Below are 18,605 nucleotides of genomic sequence, written 5' to 3' on the forward strand. Positions count from 1 at the left end.
ATAGCGCCTGTTAAGGCGCTGCGCGCCATGCCTGGCGCACCATAAAAAAGCCCGAGCATGGCAATATGCTCGGGCAAATGACTTACCCACACGACCCGATATCAGTGAGGCAAGTAACGAGAGTGCTCGTGTCGATTTACATCGTATTCGTTAGTGGTGAAAACGCTCAGCGGCCTGACGGGCCAGCTCGCGAATACCGTCCCAATCCTCTGCTTCAACCATGGCTTTCGGTGTTAGCCAAGAACCGCCTACACACATAACATTGGGTAGTGACAGGTAGGTTTCAGCGTTATCAACCGTGATACCGCCGGTTGGGCAAAAGCGTGCTTCGGGAATCGGCGCACCAAAGGCTTTAATGGCTTTGGCACCACCGCTGGACTCAGCCGGGAAAAACTTGAAGCGGCGATAGCCGTACTGCCAGCCTGTCATCAATTCAGAGATCGTTGATACGCCGGGCAACATTGGCACCGGGCTCTCTACGCCATAGCGATAAAGTGCTTCTGTCGCGCCAGGGGTCACCACAAAATCTGCGCCCACCTGTTCAGCTTGGCGGTATTGCGCGGGCGTTAACACGGTACCTACACCGATGCTGGCTCCCGGCAGCGCTTCTTTCATGCGTTTAATTGCTTCCAGCGCGCAGTCGGTACGCAAGGTAATTTCCAACACGCTTAAGCCACCTTCAACCAAGGCGCGACCTAGCGGTACCGCATCTTCAAGACGCTCAACGGTAATCACCGGAATGACCTCGGCCTTTAAGCAGATGCTGTCAAGCTCGGCAGTGCGCGTTGAGGGTAGCTGTTTATCGATTGTCATCAGTGAGTCTCCAAGCAGGTGTTACTGGCAAACGTTTATTGGCGAAAGCCCAGGCGTTACGGCGCCCAGTAGATCGCTAACGGGCAAGATAAAAACGCGCGAATAGGTAGCTTACGGACATCATCACCATTCATGGCGTTTGCCAATACGCTGCGCTTATCATCGCCAGTAATATGTAAAATATGTCGATGCGCCTGATGCAGGCGATCTGCCGAGAAGGTAATACGCGGCTGCGGCTGACTAGGCGTGCGTACAGCGACAAGCGGCTCATCGGTAGAGAGCGCTAAACCTAGTTCTAGACTGTCAGGGAACAGCGACGCCGTATGGCCATCGCCGCCCATTCCCAAGATCACAACGCTGGCGGGCCAAGGCAGAGATGCCGTGCGTTTGGCAACCTCATCAACCCCTTCTTCCGGCGTCGAGGCATCCGAGGTTAGCGGTACGAAGTTGGCGTTCGCAGCCGCTCCTTGAAGCAGGTTTTCGCGCACCAGCTTGGCATTGCTATCGCTACTTTCCTCATCCACCCAGCGCTCGTCGGCCAACGTGATATCAATGCGCTCCCAAGGCAGCGGTTTGGCTGCCAGAGCTTTAAAAAATGGCACCGGCGTAGAGCCACCCGAGACGACTAGTAGCGCGCGCTCTTGGCGGCTCAAGTCTTCGGCCAATGCCTGGAAGACCGCTTCTGCCAGCTGTTGTGCTAGCGCTTGACGTGCTTCGCTCATATTAATAGTCCTCGTACCAACTGCGGCCATCTTGGGTAATCATGGCGATGGAGGCGACTGGCCCCCAAGAGCCTGCCGGATAACGGCGCGGCGGGGTTTCGCGGGCTTTCCAACCGTCGATGAGTTGGTCGCACCAACGCCAAGCGTGCTCAACTTCGTCTCGGCGCACGAACAGATACTGTTGGCCTTTCATGACTTCCAGTAGCAAGCGCTCATAGGCATCTGGGATACGTGATTTGGGGAACGCGCTGTTAAAGTCCAGGTGCAACGGACCAGGACGCAGACGCATGCCTTTATGCAAACCGCTGTCTTTGGTGAGCACTTGAAGCGCGATCCCTTCATCCGGCTGCAGGCGAATGATCAGCTTGTTAGACGCAATCCCCCGCTGATCAGGATCAAAAATGTAGTGCGGCTGCTGGCGGAAGTGGATCACGATTTGGGACAGTTTTTCAGGCATGCGCTTACCGGTACGCAGGTAGAACGGCACACCCGCCCAGCGCCAATTTGAAACCTCTGTTTTCATTGCCACAAAGGTTTCGGTCTGGCTCTGGGTATTCGCCCCTTCTTCTTCCAGGTAGCCGGGTACCGGCTGACCATCATTGGTGCCCGCGGTATATTGCCCACGTACTACATCACGCCCCAGCGCTTCACCGGTAAACGGCTTTAGGGCTTTAAGCACTTTTACTTTCTCATCACGAATCGCGTCGGCATCCAGGTTGGAAGGCGGGTCCATGGCAATCAAGCATAGCAATTGGAGCAAGTGGTTTTGCACCATATCGCGAAGCTGCCCGGCATCATCGAAGTAGCCCCAGCGTCCTTCAATGCCGACTTTTTCTGCAACGGTAATTTCTACATGGGAAATATGGTTCTGATTCCATTGCGTCCCGAATAACGGGTTAGCAAAGCGCAGCGCAATCAGGTTCTGTACCGTTTCTTTACCTAAATAGTGGTCAATACGGTAAATGCGCGACTCAGGAAAAACAGCCCCAATAGCGTCGTTAACTTCTTCTGATGACACTAGATCGTAGCCGATGGGCTTCTCAACGATAACCCGCGTTTGCTCATCCAGGCTGCCACTCGCCTCAAGGTTGCGGCAAATATCGCCGTAGATCATGGCGCCAACGGATAAATAAACCACCATGGGGCGATCAGAGCCTTCGCGCCATTCACGTATTTGCTCGAAACCCTCAGCTTTTTTGAAATCCAGCTGGCAATAGTCAAGCCGATTTAGAAAACGCTCGAGACTCTCTTTATCCTGCTCATCTTTTTTCAGCCGCTTTTGCAGCGCGCCGCTTACCAATTGACGGAATGCAGCGGTGTCATGCGCTTGACGTGCCAGCCCCATAATCCGTGTGCTTTCGGGCATTAAGCCCTCACGGTCAAGGTGATAAAGCGCAGGAAACAGCTTGCGCATTGCAAGATCGCCCAGCGCCCCAAACAGCGCTAAATCAATAGCGTGCTTCTGATCGCCCAGCGGGGATTGTGACTGGCTCATCTCAGCTCCTATTTATAATTAGATGATCTAATGTAGTTAGATTACCTAAAATCTATCTGATATCGGGCATTATACGCAACATTACATGTAATTTTACTACAAAAAAATAGTATTGCCTCCCCATTTACGTCTTTTAACGTTATTTACCTCTCTCTTTGAGCAGTGCCATCTCTGATCAGCACCGATGCAGACACCCAACGTTATACCGCTTTATTGTTACCTTTTATTCCACTCTACGCCCCTTGGATACGCCATCGCTACGCCCCCTGAGGATGAGGTGACGTTGAGCGTAATTGGCGACGCTGGCACTGACTAAAGCGCTGCTCATCAATATGCTCGCAGCACTCTACGACAACAACAGTGAGGTATTTACATTATGGCTACGTCTCGCCCCATCATGATGCCGCTTCTAACCGCGACGCTGGCTGCCAGTGTCGCCCTTCCCGCCGTTGCGTTTGAGGACGATCGCCTGACTATCTGGATGGGTGATAATAAAGGTCAAGAAGGCATTCGTGAGGTTGCCGAGCAGTTTCGTGAAGAAACAGGCATCGAGGTTGAGGTGGTATTTCCCGATAACCTTACCGACCGCTTTCAGCAGGCGGCGGGAAGTGGCCAAGGGCCAGACATCGTCATCTGGGCTCACGACCGCATGGGTGAGTGGGCACAAAGTGGTTTATTGAAACAAGTCGCCCCAAGTGACAGCTTCCGTGAAGCGTTTTACGACTTCACCTGGGAAGCTGCGCTGTGGAATGGTGAAACCTACGGCTACCCGATATCGGTAGAGTCACTGGGCCTCATTTATAACAAAGCCCTGGTAGAAACACCGCCAGAAAGTTTTGCCGAGCTGATGAAGCTTGACGAAACGCTCTCTCAAGACGGCAAAAAGGCCATCTTATTTGATTACAGCGAGCCGTATTACGGTTGGACCTTACTAGCGGCCAACGGCGGCTACCCTTTCAAGCAGACTGACAGCGGCTATGACGTCAGCGATATAGGCGTTAACAACGAAGGTGCCCTACAAGGGGCAGAACTGTTGGTTGAGCTAATTGAAAGTGATGTATTACCCCGAGGCACTGATTACAACTTGATGGATACCCGCTTTAACCAGGGCGAAGTGGCTACCATGATTAGCGGCCCATGGGCCTGGCCGAACCTTGAGCGTAGCGGAATTGACTACGGCGTCGCGCTACTGCCGAAAGTGGGTGATGAACGTGCTAAACCCATGTTTGGCGTGATGACGGCAATGATTAACTCCGCCACACCCAATGATTTTCTCGCCGTGGAGTTTTTAGAAAACTACCTGCTTAGCGAAGAGGGCATGCACACATTCAACAGCGACGGGTCACTGGGAGCGGTCGCCCATATCGATTATCAGGCTGAACTTGCTGATAACCCTAACATTGCCGCGACGCTTGAAAATGCTGAAGTCGGTATGCCCATGCCAAATATTCCTGAAATGGGTGCTTTCTGGGCAGCCATGGAGCCCGCCCTTCAAAACATCGGCAGTGGACGTCAATCGCCCCAAGAAGCGCTGGATGCCGCTGCGCGGCGTATGCGCCAGTAAGCTTTTTCTGCCCTTCTGCCCGGTAGCCAAAATGCCACCGGGCAGCTTTCAGGATGTCACTATGTATACCACTAACGCCTCTCGTGGCCTTCCCCGTCACCGTTCTCGCCATCTCACCGAACGCTACACCCGCTGGGCACTTCGCTGCGTCATTGCCACCTTGGTAATCGCGCTGTTATGGCTGGTAGTCGCCTTCCACCTTAACGGCCAGTGGATGTTTGCGCTGCTCTTTCTAGTGCTGGGCGCCTCGCTAGGCGTGGTGTTTACCAAACGTACGTTAATGAGCCACCGGTATATTTTTCCTGCCGTAGCGGGGCTCGGCGTATTTGTTATTTTCCCGCTGCTTTACACCATCGGCATTAGCTTTAGTAATTACAGCTCAAGCAACCTGCTATCGGAAGAGCGCGTGCGCGGCCAGCTGATGAGCCAAACCTATCAACAGGAAGGCAACGCGTTTGAGTTAACGCTTTACCAAGAAGGTGAGCTTGTCCGCTTATACCTGGAAAACAGTGAGGCAGACACGACCCAGCGTTTCGTTTCTTCACCGCTCAACTTCGCCAACCATGAACCCCGCCAAATAGGCATTCAGGCAGTAGACGCTTCGCCTGCCCAAGAGCCACTGGGAATGCGCGCTATTATCCAGGCACGTGATTCTCTGCAAGGGCTTAGGCTGCTGACACCGGATGGCGCGGAGCTGCGTATGGCAGGGTTACGCCAGTTTGCCCCTATGGTAGATCGCTATGAAGCTCGTGAAGACGGCTCGCTTTATGATCGCCGCGATGACCGCGTTCTTACCCCCGACCCCGCTAGCGGATTTTTTGTCGCTGATAACGGCGAAAGAATCACGCCGGGATGGCCAGTCAATGTAGGGTTTACCAACTATACGAAGATATTCACCGATCCCGATATTCGCGGTCCCTTCATGCAGATCTTTGTGTGGACCTTTGTGTTTGCCGCACTGACGGTGGTCTTCACCCTGGCCGTTGGCTTTGTGCTGGCGTCACTATTGCAGTGGGACCAACTCAAGGGCAAAGCCGTTTATCGCACGCTGTTAATTCTGCCCTACGCCGTGCCCGCCTTTATCTCCATCCTGATTTTTAAAGGCATGTTTAACCAACACTTCGGTGAAGTAAACATGATTCTGGACACGCTGTTTGGTGTTCGCCCAGAGTGGTTTACCGACCCGTGGTTAGCGCGTTCCATGCTGCTGATTGTTAATACGTGGTTGGGCTACCCCTATATGTTGCTGCTATGCATGGGGCTAATCCAAGCCATCCCCCAAGATCTCTACGAAGCCTCGGCGGTAGATGGCGGAGGCCCTATTACCAACCTGTTCAAGATTACCCTGCCGCTGATCATTAAACCGCTAACACCACTATTGATTGCCGCCTTTGCATTTAACTTCAATAACTTTGTGCTAATTGCGCTATTAACGGGCGGCAACCCCGACATTTTGGGCGCCAGCACCCCAGCAGGCACCACCGATCTATTGGTCAGCTACACCTACCGCATTGCCTTCCAGGATGCTGGACAGAACTTTGGGCTGGCAGCCGCCATCGCAACGCTCATTTTCCTCTTGGTCGCGGGTATGTCGTTGCTTAATTTGCGCCTTTCCAAGGTTAAGGTTTAGGAGGTTACTCATGGCCATGGTTCAACCGCGTTCTGTGGGCGCGCGCCGCTTGGGCGCTCACCTTGCACTGATCTGCTTTGTTTCGCTGATTGTCTTCCCGCTACTGTTGGTGATTTCAATCTCATTTCGCGAGGGTAACTTTGCCTCTGGCAGCTTAATTCCCAATAATTTCTCGTTGGAACACTGGTCACTAGCACTGGGAATTCCCTGGGAACGCCCAGATGGCAGTATTGTACAGCCACCCTTCCCTGTGCTGCTGTGGCTTTGGAACTCAATAAAAGTGGCAGTAGTTTCTTCGGTGCTGATTCTAATGTTAGCGACGACGAGCGCTTACGCCTTCGCACGCATGCGCTTTAAAGGCAAAGAACCGCTTTTGAAAGGTATGCTGATTTTCCAGATGTTCCCAGCCGTACTGTCGCTTGTGGCGCTCTACGCCCTGTTTGATCGACTGGGGCAGTTTGTTGGCTGGTTAGGCATCAACACCCACGGCGCGTTGATCGTGGCATCACTGGGCGCAGTCGCGCTGCATATCTGGACCATTAAAGGCTACTTTGAGTCGATTGATGGCTCGTTGGAAGAAGCGGCTATGGTCGATGGTGCCAGCACTTGGCAAGCGTTCCGCTACATTCTGCTGCCGCTGTCGATTCCCATTTTGATGGTGGTTTTCATTCTGGCTTTTGTGATGAGCATCATGGAGTACCCCATGGCCTCAGTTCTGCTGGTAGATGAGCACAAGCTCACCCTGGCGGTAGGTGCTCAACAATACCTTGCCGATCACAACCAGCGCTGGGGTAACTTTGCCGCCGCTGCAGTGCTTTCCGGCCTGCCCATTACCGTCGCGTTCTTGATCTGTCAGCGCTGGATTATTGGCGGATTAACCGCTGGGGGCGTCAAAGGCTAACTTCCTGGATTTAACTACTCAGTACACCACTCCCGCTTCCTCGCTTGAGCAACTTGCTCGTCACCGGCTCTATTGATGGGGCCGGTTTTTTAAAAGCTGGCTAAATCTCCACCGCGCGGCCGATAAACTCAATCGGGCCCGTTGGTAAACCGGTGGGCGAACCAGTGTCCTCTTCTAGCGTGAGTTCAAACAGCTGGTTATTCTCAAGCGGCGGTAACTGGTCTAAACGCAGGCGCAACGGTTGTCCTGGCTCTACTAGGCCAAGTGAAACCGGCGCTTGCCAATCATCCGCCTTGGTCCAGAACTCCAGTGCTTTGCCTTCGGGCACTTCAAAAGCGCCTAACGGAATCAGTTGAATTTCCTGGCGGTTGGCGGCCTGTACGACCCACCCGGCTGATTGAGTTTGCGGCGCTAACAGCACCACCATATATTCCGGCGTTGTTGGTGCAGTAGAGACATTGGTCAATATCACGCCCATGGTCACCGCGGCAGCCAAACCAAGGCCGGTAGCGGCGCGCCAAAATGGTAAGCTGTGCACCAAACGGCGTGGCGTTGGTGCCGCCCTAGGAACACCTGCTGATCTTTTCGATGCGGCGTGCATGCTGCGCTCTATACGCGGCCATAAATAATCTGATGGGGTAACAGGATCAACGATCGCGGTGTAGGGGAAAAACTGCTCTTCCCAGTCAGCCACGATGGTCTGTAATTTTGAGTCGTTGGCTAAACGTGCCTCAAAGGCTTCTCGCTCAGCGATGGGTAACGAACCCAATACGTACTCCCCTGCAAGTGCATAAAGGTCATCATTTTCGTTTGAACGCATCATGACATACACTCCCGCAGGCGAAGCAAACTTCGCTTAATCCAGGCTTTAACAGTGCCTAGCGGCGCGCCAGTGTGTGCAGAAATCTCGGCATGACTTAACCCATCCACGTAGGCATGTAGCACACAGTTGCGGCGCTCGGTTTCCAATTGCTGCAAGCACTCATCCATCTGTTGGCCAGTCTGCCAGTCAAAGGCTTCCGCCGTTGTCGATAATGACTGTTGATAGGTATCATCATCGGCTAGCTCGCCTGGGTCGTTGATATCCACCCTGATTTCTCGGTCGCGCTGGCGAATAGCGTTTAATGCTAAGTGGCGGGCAATACTGAATATCCAGGTACGCGCAGAGCCCCGTTCGGGGTCGAAACTATCGGCTCGCTGCCAGATGTTCAGGCAAGCATCGTGGACAATGTCCTCAGCCATGCCGCGGTCTTTCACAATGCGCATGACAACGCCAAGCAGTCTGGCACCCTCTTGACGATAAAGCTGATGTAGCGCCGCTTGCTCACCACGCGCGCAGCGGGCAAGTGCATCAGCATAATCGAAGTCGTTAGCTATCGTAGACACGCCTATATCAGACACTTGCTAGCTCCCTGGTGACGCGCCGATACAGTCGCCACTACTGTTATCGCCGCTCTTTTGGCTAGCATAGCGGCTAGAGACTCGCGAGACGAGCCTCTAGCCTTACTTAGATGTGTTTCTTGAGAAAAACATTGCTTAGCAAAAGTGTTACTTACCACTAAGCAATAAAAGGACTTAGTTAGCTGTCCAGAAAATATAATCTGCTTGATAGGTGACGACTGCAGTGGCACCGTCATGGCCATCATCGCAAGCCACATCGGGTGCGACACCACCTTGAGTGTTCAGGCGTTGAATGTAGCTAACGCCAGTCATTGCGCCCTCACCTTCCGCAGGATTGGCTTCAACGAGCTGCAACGGGATATTGCCATCACCATTCGCGGCAGTTGCCAACTGAGTGCCGGTAACTTTGGAGCCATCCAACGCTTCCCAAGTAGCAGGCGGGCCATAGTAGCTGCCAACTTGAGCACCATTACTGTCGTTCAGCGCAGCGTGGGGGCCTTTGAATACCCAGCCCATAGTACCGTCACCTTTAGCTTCGCACATGTAGGTAATCGCACCCACACCCACTGTTTCCAGAGCGACGGTATTGCCATCGGGCACTTGAACGTCGGCAGGCGTCATATCGGCCAGCGCAACGTGACTGAAGGATGCAATCAAGGTAGCGGCGAGTGCTGCACGCGTAAGAGGTTGGATAGTCATTTCAGTCTCCTTGGGTTTTGTATCAACCACTACAAAGTGTGGCTGTATAGGGGATACACACGAGGAGACGTTTTGGATGCACTCTTTATAGAAAATAATTAAGAAAAAAGCGCCTAAAAAATTTGAGGCGCTTTTTATGTATATAAATCAGCTGATTAATTATTGGCTAACACCATCTACTGCAACCTGCCGGGGGCAGGCATTGCCACTGTGATCAAACAGGTGGCAATGCTGGCCTGCAAGCCCCAAACGCACCGTTTGTCCCTCTTGCAGGTGGGTCAAACCATCTAAACGCTGGGTGAGCGGAACGCTAATACCTGCTACCTGCCAATGCGCCAGCGTTTCGTAACCCAGCTTTTCCGCCACCATTAAGGTCGCATTCAGTGTGGCTTCTGCCTGTTCGGCTGCGACAAAATCTTCTGCCCGCAGCCCAAGCGTTGCGCTATCCCCTGACTGAAGGTGCTTGCCATTGACCGCCACTGTCAGCGTATCACCGCTATGCAGACGCACGACTGTTTGACGCTCGCCTGGATCTACCACCGTGACGGGAAAGGTATTAATCCGCGGCGAGCCGATAAACTCGGCCACTTCAAGGGTCTTAGGGAAGTGATAGAGCGACAGCGGCGCGCCGACCTGGGCGATACGGCCACGGGAAAGCAGCACAATACGGTCAGCCAGCGTCATCGCTTCCACTTGATCGTGGGTCACGTAGATCATGGTGGCATTCAGGCGCTTATGCAGCGCCGCAATTTGCACCCGCATATCCACCCGCAGCGCGGCATCCAGGTTAGAAAGCGGCTCATCGAACAAAAAAACCGCGGGCTCTTTTACCAAGGTACGGCCAATCGCTACCCGCTGACGCTGGCCACCTGAAAGATCTTTAGGTTTGCGTTCCAGCAGTTCAGTCAAGTGCAACATGTCAGCGGCATGCTGAACGCGACGGCGAATCTCGGCTTTATCAGTGCGCGCCAGCTTTAAGCCAAAGGCCATGTTTTCCGCCACACTCATGTGCGGGTAAAGCGCATAGGATTGGAACACCATGCCGATATCCCGCTCCTGGGGCGGAATCTCATTGATCCGCTGACCATCAAGCTGCATATCACCTTCGGTGATATCTTCCAGGCCTGCGATCATACGTAGCAAGGTGGATTTTCCGCAGCCAGAGGGGCCTACGAAGACCACAAACTCGCCATCTTCTATCGTAAGATCGATATCCCGAGAGATTTCCACACCGTCAAAGGATTTACCAATACCGCTAAGCGTTAAACGTCCCATGGTGCATCCTCCTCGGACTGTGGGCAGCAGGCAATCGCCACGCCGTAAGGTGGTAGCCGTAGTTGCCCACCCTGCCACTCGCCGTTTAGCCAAGCAGGCGAACCCTTCAGTGATTCAGCGCTTTTAGGCGCCACGCGAGTGACGGTTTGGTCGCTAAAATTCAGCGCAATCAGCAGACGTGAGTGTTGATAGGTACGCTCTAAACAGAGCACCTCATCATGCACGGCGTGATAGCGCACTTCGCCTTTTACTAGCGCTGGCAAGGTGCGGCGAAACGCTAAAAACTCACGGTAGGCATTGAGCAACGAACTGGCATCGTTATCTTGCTGATCAACGGCGAGACTGGCGTGCGAATCGGGCACTGGCAGCCAGGGCGTGACATCGCTAAAGCCAGCGTGTCGCGCGTCAGCTTGCCAAGGGTGTGGCGTTCGGCAACCATCGCGACCTTTATAGGCAGGCCAAAAGGTGATGCCCGCCGGGTCAACCAACTGCTCAAACGTCAGTTCGGCTTCTGGCAAGCCAAGTTCTTCACCTTGGTAAAGGCACACACTGCCCCGCTGGGTAAGCAAAAACACCATATAAAGTCGCAGCTTATCCAGTTGTCCTTCAGCCTGCCAGCGGGTAGCAAGGCGGGTGACATCGTGATTTCCTAGTGCCCAACAGGGCCAGCCGTCGCCAATCCGCGCCTCCATTTCGGTGAGCGTTTTATGCAAATAACCAGGGTCGGCTTTGTCGGTCAGCAGGTTAAAGGAGTAGCACATGTGCAGGCGATTGCCGCCTTGGGAGTATTCCGCCATCACGCCCAGGGCGTCATCGTCACCAACTTCTCCGACACTCGTCGAGCCAGGATACTCATCGAGCAGGCCGCGCAGGCGCTCTAAAAACACCACGTTTTCCGGCTGGGTTTTATCGTGCTGATGCAGCTGGTAGCCATAAGGGTTGTCCGGGCGAACACCTAAAAAGCTTTCGGTTACTGCTGCGCGCGGAGGATTATCCTTGAGCTCGCCGTGGGTGCAGAAGTTCACTGCATCCAGACGGAATCCGTCGACGCCCCGCTCCAGCCAAAAGCGCGCTTCTTCCAATATGGCATCCACCACGGCGGGAGTGCGGAAATTGAGATCCGGCTGACTGGCCAGGAAGTTATGCAGATAGTACTGGCAACGGCGCGTATCCCACTGCCAGGCGCTACCACCAAACACCGACTGCCAGTTGGTCGGTGGCGCACCATCAGGTTTGGGGTCGGCCCAGACATACCAGTCTGCTTTCGGGTTATCACGACTTTTGCGGCTCTCTTCAAACCAGGCGTGTTGGTCAGAAGTGTGCGACATCACCTGGTCAATCGTCACCTTCAGCCCTCTGGCATGGGCAGCTTCAACCAGGCGATCAAAATCTTCCAGGGTGCCAAACATCGGGTCAACACCACGGTAATCGCTAATATCGTAGCCGAAGTCTTTCATGGGCGAGGTGAAAAACGGCGACAGCCAAATGGCATCGACGTTTAGCGAGGCAATATAATCCAGCTTATCGATCAGCCCTTTTAAGTCACCAATCCCATCGCGCTGGCCGCCCTTGCCGTCGCTATCCATAAAGCTGCGCGGGTAAATTTGGTAAATCACTGCGCCGCGCCACCAGTCAGCGCCTTGGCTGCCAACGTAGTGGGAAGTAGAAGATGCCTGCATCATTATATTGTCCTTATCATTTCCTGTTGATTGGCATGATGCAGCGTTGATCAAAAGATAAAATCCTCCCCTAGAGGTAGCAGTGGGCGTAGGTATTAGGAGTAGGTGTTAGGAGTAGCCGCCACCGCCGCCCATAAGCACTGTTTACTCGCCTCTTATTCTCCTTGAATATGCGCCAATAATTGCCCCGCCAGCGCAATGGCTTCATCCCGCCGCCGAATATTCTGTTTTTGATAAAGGCTGCGGATATGCGTTTTGATGGTGGTGGGCGCCACCGATAGCTGTTCGGCGATCTGCTCATTAGAGAGCCCAGCATGAATCAGCCCCAAGATTTGCCACTCTCGACGCGTCAGTGGCGACGTACGGATAAGTTCAGGCACATCGGGCCGTGCCACGATGTTGGCAATGACTGTCTCGTCCAGCATCAAGCGGCGAGCGCTGCCAAAATCTTTTTGGCGGCCAGCTAAGGTCAACAACCGCTCCGCGCGAGCCTGTTCAAGGGGGGCTAAGCTGTTACTTGCTAATAACGTCGACAGCAGCTCCCCAAGTGGTTTGCCTATCCGTAAAAAGCTGCCTACCAATGCGGTGCGGGAAGCTAAACTGAGTGCCTGCTGTATATGGTTACTTGCCTGAGTGGTTTTCCCCTGATGCCAAGCCACCGCCGCTAAGCACAGCTGGTTGCGATTCGCGTCAGTCACTAATCCTAGCCGCTGGGTATGGTCTTCAAGGGCATCCAGTAGTTCGCGGGCCTCTTCATAGCGCCCCAATAGTGTTAATGCACGGGCATGATTACGTACGTTGCACTGGGAAAAGTGATTGGTGGCATGCTCGGTAAGTGGTTCTGGCGCTTCTTGGCGCCAACGCTCGACCGCATCCATATCGTGTGTCGATTGCCACCACGCCAACAGCGTTGCATGGGCATTGGCTACCCAATCAATGTGGTAATCCCCTTCTGAGAGAATTTTACGCAGCCTACGAATGTGGTCGGCACATTGCGCTTGGTCTCCCCGGCTCTGGGCGACTTTAGCGAGCTGAATATGGCACTGCAGCGTCCAGCGCTCACCTTGATTGTCTAACACCGCAATACCTTTCAACGCTGCCTGCTCGGCTTCGTCTAAGCGATGCCACTCCCAAAGCACCTGGCTGCGAATGCGGTACAAAAACTCCGCGACCGGTAAATGTTCAAGTTCGGCGCGCTCTAGATGCGCAAAGGCACGCTCTTGAATATCGTAGGCGGCCTGCAAGCGTCCCTGAGCCACCAGGGTTTCAGACTGATGACAGTATGACCACAGCAGCAGCTGATGATCGTTGCGCTGACGAGCTTGGCGCTCTACTTCTCTAACGCGCTGAAGCGACTCTTCCAGATAGCCCAGAACAAAGCGTGCTTCACTAAGAATAGCGGTGGCGGTTAGCGGTGTTGACGCCAGATAGCGAGCAGGCTCCGCGAGCGCTTGCTCAGCCAGCGGCGCTGCACGCTCAGCATCACCATGGTTAATCGCCAATTGGGCACGCAATGTGGCAAATTCAGCACTCAATGCCTGCCATTCGGGCTCATCCAGCTGCGCCTCTATCCATCCGATCACTCGTGCCGTGACATCAAACTGAAATTGCCCATGGGATACCCAGCCATAGAGCAGCGTATGCTCCGGACACTTTGAAAGTCGCGGTTCGCCCAGCAGCGCAAAGCCTTGCGCTAATAACGCATAAGCTCCACTGGCTAGTAATGCAGGACCCTGCGCGGTCAATAAGCTGGCAACATCCTCTGGCTCCTCGGCTAAAATTGCCTGGCGTAGCGCCATGACCGGATCATTTAGTGCTAACCACGCCTGGCTTGCCCGCTGATGCAACCTTCGCTGAGTGGATAAATTAAGCTCGTGTCGGCGGTGGCGAAGATACTCGCCAAACAGCCGTTGAAAGCGAAACCACTGGCTATGCGGGTCGGGGCGTTCAATGAATAGCCCCGCTTGCTCAAACGCTTCCAAGCGCTGAGTTAACCGCTCTCCTTCCAAAAGGCGCGCCATTAGCTCGGGCGAAAAGCGCTCTAACACTCCCAACTGAAGCATTAACTCTCGCTCTTCAGCAGGAAGCGCGGCAGCGAGCAGTTCATCAAACCAAGCGACAAAATCAGGATGCGCACCGCTTAAGCGCTCTACCAGCGCATCAAATCCCGCACGCGTGGTGGTTCTCTCAACCAGCCAATTAAGCGCTACAATCCAGCCACCGCTTCTACGCAACGCACGTTCAAGGCTTACTCGGGTGGGCGGAAAACTTAGCTGTTCGGCACACAAGGTGTGTGCTTCTTCGCTGTCAAAGGCCAAGCCATGAAGGTCGATCTCTTCAAGCTCCCCTCTCAATCGCAAACTCGCCAAACCAAGCGCGGGGCGCGAGCGGCTCGCCAGTGTCAAGGTCAACCAAGGCGGCTGATGACGCAGCCAGTGAGCGACGCCAGCCAAAATATCGGGATGGGTCACGTGTTCAAATTCATCAACGACGAAACGGCACGAGGAACGTTGTTCGGGTAACTCTCCCAACCAGCGCTCAAGCTGCTCGATGCAGTCAGCATTGTCAGCCATGGGCGAAAGCACATAGGCGTCATCGAACAGTTTGTTCAACGCTGCCCGCCAGTAGGTTAGAAAGCGTGCTGGCTGATTATCACGCTGATCCAATCGTAGCCAAGCGGCCTCCTGCTCCAGCGCGGGTAACCGTTCGGCCAGCAGTGTCGTTTTGCCATAACCCGAGGGCGCTGCCAGCACCAGCAGGCGGGTGCGCTCGTTTAAGGCGAAATGGTCATTAAGGCGTGGCCGGGCCACCACACTAAGCGGCAGCGGCGGTGCCTTTAGCTTTTCTTGGAGTAACGACATCAGCGCCTCCCGATATCAGTGCTTTTACCTAACAAAAAGCCCGCGACACGTCGCGGGCAATCAGCATTGGAGAAACAGTTTTCGCTAGCGAGCAGCGGCTTACGCTTAGAATCTCTGCTTAAAACCTCTGCTTAGAACCATACCTCGCTTTGTATGCCAAAGGTAAATTCACCGCCAGTAAATCCATCGCTACCTAGAGAGCTGGCACCGTAGCTATTAAGGCTCTCGTCCCAGTCGCTGTAAGTCGTGAATAGACGGATCTCAGGACGCTTCCAGAAACCACCTACTTCGGGCTTGAAAGTCGGTGCGATAGTGAACTTCATATAGTCACCATCGACTGCGTTACGGTCACTGTAACCCTGTGGATCTAAATCCATCCACTGATAGCTAGCTTCGTACTGCATTTCGAAATTCTGATTGATTTCATTGGCCAGACGCACGTTTAGCGTAGCCCAATCATAGCTGTCACCGTTAGCGAAGCGATCTTCACTGGTTTCAGCCAGTATCGACGGTGCAATACGCCACGTCGGTGCAATGTAGGTCGTTCCGTATAGCGCCAGCCGCGTTGCGGTCGCATCATCCGTCAGGTCGCCGTTGCTACCCAACCCTTTAACTTCGGCCCCTAAGCCTTGGCCGTGCAGTACAGCGGCCTTAAAGTTACCCTCGCCCATGCCGAAGAAGCTGTCGCCGTGGTAAGCCACCATGGTATGCCAGCCGGTATCAGCCGCGGTTTGGCCCACGCCAATGTCACGCTCATCGTTATCAGCAGCAGACATGCCGTTGACCATGACCTGCCAGTTACCGAAGTAATTATTAGAGGTCAACACGAGGTTATCCGTATCGCTATTTTCTCCATCTAAACCGGGATTTTCACGGTTGACGAGCGGATAGTCGCTGAAGCTGCGGCCATAAACTGAAAGGTTACTCTTCCAGTTATCGGCTAGCTGCATGTCGTATATACCGCCACCGGTACCGGCGAGGAAGACAACATCGCTATCTAGCCAATGGATATCAAAGTTATCGCGGTCAAAACGCTTACCGGCCCAAATGGAAGCGTTTTCAAACGCGCCGGTAAAGCTTGGTAAGTCACTAAATTCGGCATACACCTGGCGCACGTTTAGGTTGGTATCGTCACCTACCCAATCGTTACTGGAATTAGTACCAGCAGCCAACATCGTGGTGTAACGGGCTTTTGCACCGTTATCAAACTGCATGCGGTAGTTAAGAATGGCTTCAGAGTATGTATCCGGCTCGTTGCCCAAACGACCAACGGCACCGCCATTGCCACCCGCGGGTGTTAGATAAGGACCAGCTGGTGCGCTTTTGCCATCTTCACCAATTAGCAGGCCGGAACGCGCATAGACATTAAAGGAGAATCCCTCTTCACCGCTGGATTGGCGCTCTACACGGGCAAGGCGTTCTTCAATATCAGCATTGGTAGCGGGCGCACTTGACGATGGTGCAGCATGTCCCTGCTCAGCTAACTCCGCGCGACGCTCTGCAGCCTCCGCCCGCTGTTCGGCAGCGGCAATTCTTGCTTCTAACTGAGCAAATCGCTCTTCCAATGTTGTGTCGGCGCTAGCAGTGCCACACAGCCCAAAACTGGCAGCGGCGATGGCAATGGCGAGAGGTGTTTTGAATGTCATTTTGTGCATTGTTTTAAACCCTAATTTATTAAGCCCTTGTTTTTAAAAGCCATATTATTAAAACTCATACTCTTAAAAGCTGTATTTCTAACAGCTGCATTTCTAAGAGCTGTGTTCCTAAGAGCTATGCTTTAAAAAAAGCGTTTTAAAAATCGCTTTAAAAACTTGGCTTTAAATCTTTTATTTTTGAGATTTTGTTGAAAACGTAAGTTTCTGATGCTTTTGCTTTAAACCTTCCTTCGAGCCAAAGCCATCAGTCTGTCGCTTTACTGCACGGATAGCCCACGCTCATCAACACGCCCAACGACTCTCCCACTGAGTGGCGCTAAACGCTGTTCTGCGAACCGAATCCAGCAGATTATGTTGCAAAGCAACTACGTTTTATCCCGCCAGATAACGGTAGAAAGAACTTAATCGATTAAGAGGTAGTAAACCAACAAGAAATCACTAATTATCGACCAATGTCTAAACTGTTCACTAGGTTAGAAAAAAGTGATGCAACGGCATTAGACAAAAGTCGCTATTGAACTTGTCACGAGGAGACGGCTAACTGGCACCTTACTTAATCGTTTAAGTAGGCGCTACAAGCGCTTTTAACACTCATTACCCATAACAACAAATGCCGAGGAACGCCCTATGAAAAAGACACTACTCACTTCTGCCATTGCTTTGGCTAGTCTCGCTAGCGCCACAGGTTCTGCCCAGGCGGCTGAGTTAACCATTTCTTGTGGAGCTGTTGGTGCGGAACTTACCCTTTGCCAAGAAGGTGTGAGCGCCTGGGAAGAGAAGACCGGCCACAGTGTCGATGTGGTTTCAACGCCAAACTCATCTACTGAACGTTTGTCACTCTACCAACAAATTTTATCCGCCAACTCTAGCGACATTGATGTCATGCAGATCGATGTCGTCTGGCCCGGCCTACTCGCTAATCACCTGCTTGATTTAAGCGAAGTACTCGGGGAAGACGCCGCGGCAGGCCACTTCGACACCATTGTCACCAACAACACTATCAATGGCCGCCTAGTTGCGATGCCCTGGTTTACCGACGCAGGTGTTCTGTATTACCGCGAAGACTTGCTGGAGAAACATGGCCATGACGTACCGACTACGTGGCAAGAACTGACCGACATCGCGCGTGATATCAAAGATGCCGAGCGCGCAGAAGGCAATGATCGGATGCAGGGTTTTGTCTTCCAGGGGCGTGCTTATGAAGGACTTACCGTCAATGCACTGGAGTGGGTATCAAGCTTCGGTGGCGGTACCGTGGTAGATCAGAATGGCGAAGTCACCATCAATAACGAGAAAGCTGCTGCAGCGCTGGATTTAGCAGCCTCATGGATTGGCGACATCTCTCCAGAAGGCGTGCTGAATTACACCGAAGAAGAAGCCCGTGGTGTCTTCCAGGGCGGCAATGCCGTATTTATGCGCAACTGGCCATACGCCTGGTCACTGGCTCAAAGCGAAGATAGCGATGTACGTGGCAGCGTCGGCGTCACCCAGTTGCCCGCAGGTGGAGAAGACGGTCGAAGTGCAGCCGGCTTAGGCGGTTGGAACTTAGCAGTATCCCGCTATAGCGAACATCCCGAGCTTGCCGCTGACCTGGTCGCTTTCTTAACCGGTGAAGAAGAGCAAAAGCGTCGTGCTATCCAAGCGTCCTACAACCCCACCATCGATGCGCTTTACCAAGATGAAGAGGTACTGGAAGCCGTGCCTTTCTTTGGCACTCTTTACGACACCTTCACCAACGCCGTCGCCCGTCCGTCAGCACCTACCGGGGATGCCTATGGCCGTGTTAGCAATGCCTTTTTCAGCACTTCCCATGATGTGCTTTCGGGCACTAAAACTGGCGCTGACGCCGTCGCTGACCTCGAAGGCGATCTACTCCGCCTGAAGCGTCGCAACTGGTAACCGCGGAGATA

General features: G+C 53.4%; 14 protein-coding genes. 4 read left to right on the forward strand and 10 right to left on the reverse strand.

What is annotated here, in order from left to right; genetic code table 11:
- Positions 1–150: 150 nt before the first annotated feature.
- From INT21_RS15530 to zwf, 3 genes are read right to left on the reverse strand one after another with little or no spacing between them, the layout of a single operon-like run.
- A complete protein-coding gene (locus tag INT21_RS15530) occupies positions 151–813 on the reverse strand; it encodes a bifunctional 4-hydroxy-2-oxoglutarate aldolase/2-dehydro-3-deoxy-phosphogluconate aldolase (protein ID WP_038483316.1) in 663 nt (220 codons plus the stop codon).
- 56 nt (positions 814–869) lie between these two features.
- Complete coding sequence (pgl, locus tag INT21_RS15535) at positions 870–1,535, reverse strand: 6-phosphogluconolactonase (RefSeq protein ID WP_193059439.1); 666 nt, start codon at positions 1,533–1,535, stop codon at positions 870–872.
- A gap of 1 nt (position 1,536) precedes the next feature.
- A complete protein-coding gene (gene zwf, locus INT21_RS15540) occupies positions 1,537–3,030 on the reverse strand; it encodes a glucose-6-phosphate dehydrogenase (protein WP_193067659.1) in 1,494 nt (497 codons plus the stop codon).
- Positions 3,031–3,406: 376 nt separating this feature from the next.
- Here zwf and malE point away from each other — a divergent pair, with 376 nt between their 5' ends.
- From malE to malG, 3 genes are all read left to right on the forward strand, one after another.
- A complete protein-coding gene (malE, locus tag INT21_RS15545; protein ID WP_083003041.1) occupies positions 3,407–4,594 on the forward strand; it encodes a maltose/maltodextrin ABC transporter substrate-binding protein MalE in 1,188 nt (395 codons plus the stop codon).
- 61 nt (positions 4,595–4,655) lie between these two features.
- Positions 4,656–6,224 (forward strand): maltose ABC transporter permease MalF, encoded by a 1,569-nt coding sequence (gene malF, locus INT21_RS15550; RefSeq protein WP_193067673.1) that lies wholly within the window; start codon positions 4,656–4,658, stop codon positions 6,222–6,224.
- A gap of 10 nt (positions 6,225–6,234) precedes the next feature.
- On the forward strand, positions 6,235–7,125 hold the full coding sequence (malG, locus tag INT21_RS15555; protein WP_030069051.1) for a maltose ABC transporter permease MalG: 891 nt from the start codon (positions 6,235–6,237) through the stop codon (positions 7,123–7,125).
- Positions 7,126–7,225: 100 nt separating this feature from the next.
- Here the strand turns inward: malG and INT21_RS15560 are convergent, their stop codons facing one another.
- The 7 genes from INT21_RS15560 to INT21_RS15590 all read right to left on the reverse strand — a co-directional run bounded on the left by INT21_RS15560 (position 7,226) and on the right by INT21_RS15590 (position 16,695).
- Positions 7,226–7,948, reverse strand: a complete 723-nt coding sequence (locus INT21_RS15560; protein ID WP_193067660.1) for an anti-sigma factor — start codon at positions 7,946–7,948, stop codon at positions 7,226–7,228.
- On the reverse strand, positions 7,945–8,526 hold the full coding sequence (locus tag INT21_RS15565) for a sigma-70 family RNA polymerase sigma factor (RefSeq protein ID WP_253920290.1): 582 nt from the start codon (positions 8,524–8,526) through the stop codon (positions 7,945–7,947). The genes INT21_RS15560 and INT21_RS15565 overlap by 4 nt, the downstream gene beginning before the upstream one ends.
- A gap of 174 nt (positions 8,527–8,700) precedes the next feature.
- A complete protein-coding gene (locus INT21_RS15570; RefSeq protein ID WP_089037954.1) occupies positions 8,701–9,225 on the reverse strand; it encodes a DUF3455 domain-containing protein in 525 nt (174 codons plus the stop codon).
- A gap of 159 nt (positions 9,226–9,384) precedes the next feature.
- Positions 9,385–10,500, reverse strand: a complete 1,116-nt coding sequence (ugpC, locus tag INT21_RS15575) for a sn-glycerol-3-phosphate ABC transporter ATP-binding protein UgpC (RefSeq protein WP_193067661.1) — start codon at positions 10,498–10,500, stop codon at positions 9,385–9,387.
- Positions 10,488–12,182, reverse strand: coding sequence for an alpha-amylase family glycosyl hydrolase (locus INT21_RS15580; protein ID WP_193067662.1), 1,695 nt, complete (start codon positions 12,180–12,182; stop codon positions 10,488–10,490). Before INT21_RS15580 ends, ugpC begins: the two co-directional genes overlap by 13 nt.
- Positions 12,183–12,334: 152 nt before the next feature.
- Positions 12,335–15,040, reverse strand: coding sequence for an HTH-type transcriptional regulator MalT (gene malT, locus INT21_RS15585; RefSeq protein WP_193085430.1), 2,706 nt, complete (start codon positions 15,038–15,040; stop codon positions 12,335–12,337).
- 131 nt (positions 15,041–15,171) lie between these two features.
- A complete protein-coding gene (locus INT21_RS15590) occupies positions 15,172–16,695 on the reverse strand; it encodes a carbohydrate porin (RefSeq protein ID WP_193067663.1) in 1,524 nt (507 codons plus the stop codon).
- 627 nt (positions 16,696–17,322) lie between these two features.
- On the opposite strand from INT21_RS15590, the gene INT21_RS15595 reads away from it, so the two are divergent.
- Complete coding sequence (locus INT21_RS15595; RefSeq protein WP_193067664.1) at positions 17,323–18,594, forward strand: ABC transporter substrate-binding protein; 1,272 nt, start codon at positions 17,323–17,325, stop codon at positions 18,592–18,594.
- Positions 18,595–18,605 lie beyond the last annotated feature (11 nt).

The sequence above is a fragment of the Halomonas sp. 3F2F genome (genome assembly GCF_014897805.1).
Lineage (GTDB): Bacteria > Pseudomonadota > Gammaproteobacteria > Pseudomonadales > Halomonadaceae > Vreelandella.

Excerpts from the sequence above, each read along its gene's own strand:
- INT21_RS15530 (WP_038483316.1), bottom strand. The coding sequence starts at position 813 with ATGACAATCGATAAACAGCTACCCTCAACGCGCACTGCCGAGCTTGAC.
- pgl (WP_193059439.1), bottom strand. The coding sequence starts at position 1,535 with ATGAGCGAAGCACGTCAAGCGCTAGCACAACAGCTGGCAGAAGCGGTC.
- zwf (WP_193067659.1), bottom strand. The coding sequence starts at position 3,030 with ATGAGCCAGTCACAATCCCCGCTGGGCGATCAGAAGCACGCTATTGAT.
- malE (WP_083003041.1), top strand. The coding sequence starts at position 3,407 with ATGGCTACGTCTCGCCCCATCATGATGCCGCTTCTAACCGCGACGCTG.
- malF (WP_193067673.1), top strand. The coding sequence starts at position 4,656 with ATGTATACCACTAACGCCTCTCGTGGCCTTCCCCGTCACCGTTCTCGC.
- malG (WP_030069051.1), top strand. The coding sequence starts at position 6,235 with ATGGCCATGGTTCAACCGCGTTCTGTGGGCGCGCGCCGCTTGGGCGCT.
- INT21_RS15560 (WP_193067660.1), bottom strand. The coding sequence starts at position 7,948 with ATGATGCGTTCAAACGAAAATGATGACCTTTATGCACTTGCAGGGGAG.
- INT21_RS15570 (WP_089037954.1), bottom strand. The coding sequence starts at position 9,225 with ATGACTATCCAACCTCTTACGCGTGCAGCACTCGCCGCTACCTTGATT.
- ugpC (WP_193067661.1), bottom strand. The coding sequence starts at position 10,500 with ATGGGACGTTTAACGCTTAGCGGTATTGGTAAATCCTTTGACGGTGTG.
- INT21_RS15580 (WP_193067662.1), bottom strand. The coding sequence starts at position 12,182 with ATGATGCAGGCATCTTCTACTTCCCACTACGTTGGCAGCCAAGGCGCT.
- malT (WP_193085430.1), bottom strand. The coding sequence starts at position 15,040 with ATGTCGTTACTCCAAGAAAAGCTAAAGGCACCGCCGCTGCCGCTTAGT.
- INT21_RS15590 (WP_193067663.1), bottom strand. The coding sequence starts at position 16,695 with ATGCACAAAATGACATTCAAAACACCTCTCGCCATTGCCATCGCCGCT.
- INT21_RS15595 (WP_193067664.1), top strand. The coding sequence starts at position 17,323 with ATGAAAAAGACACTACTCACTTCTGCCATTGCTTTGGCTAGTCTCGCT.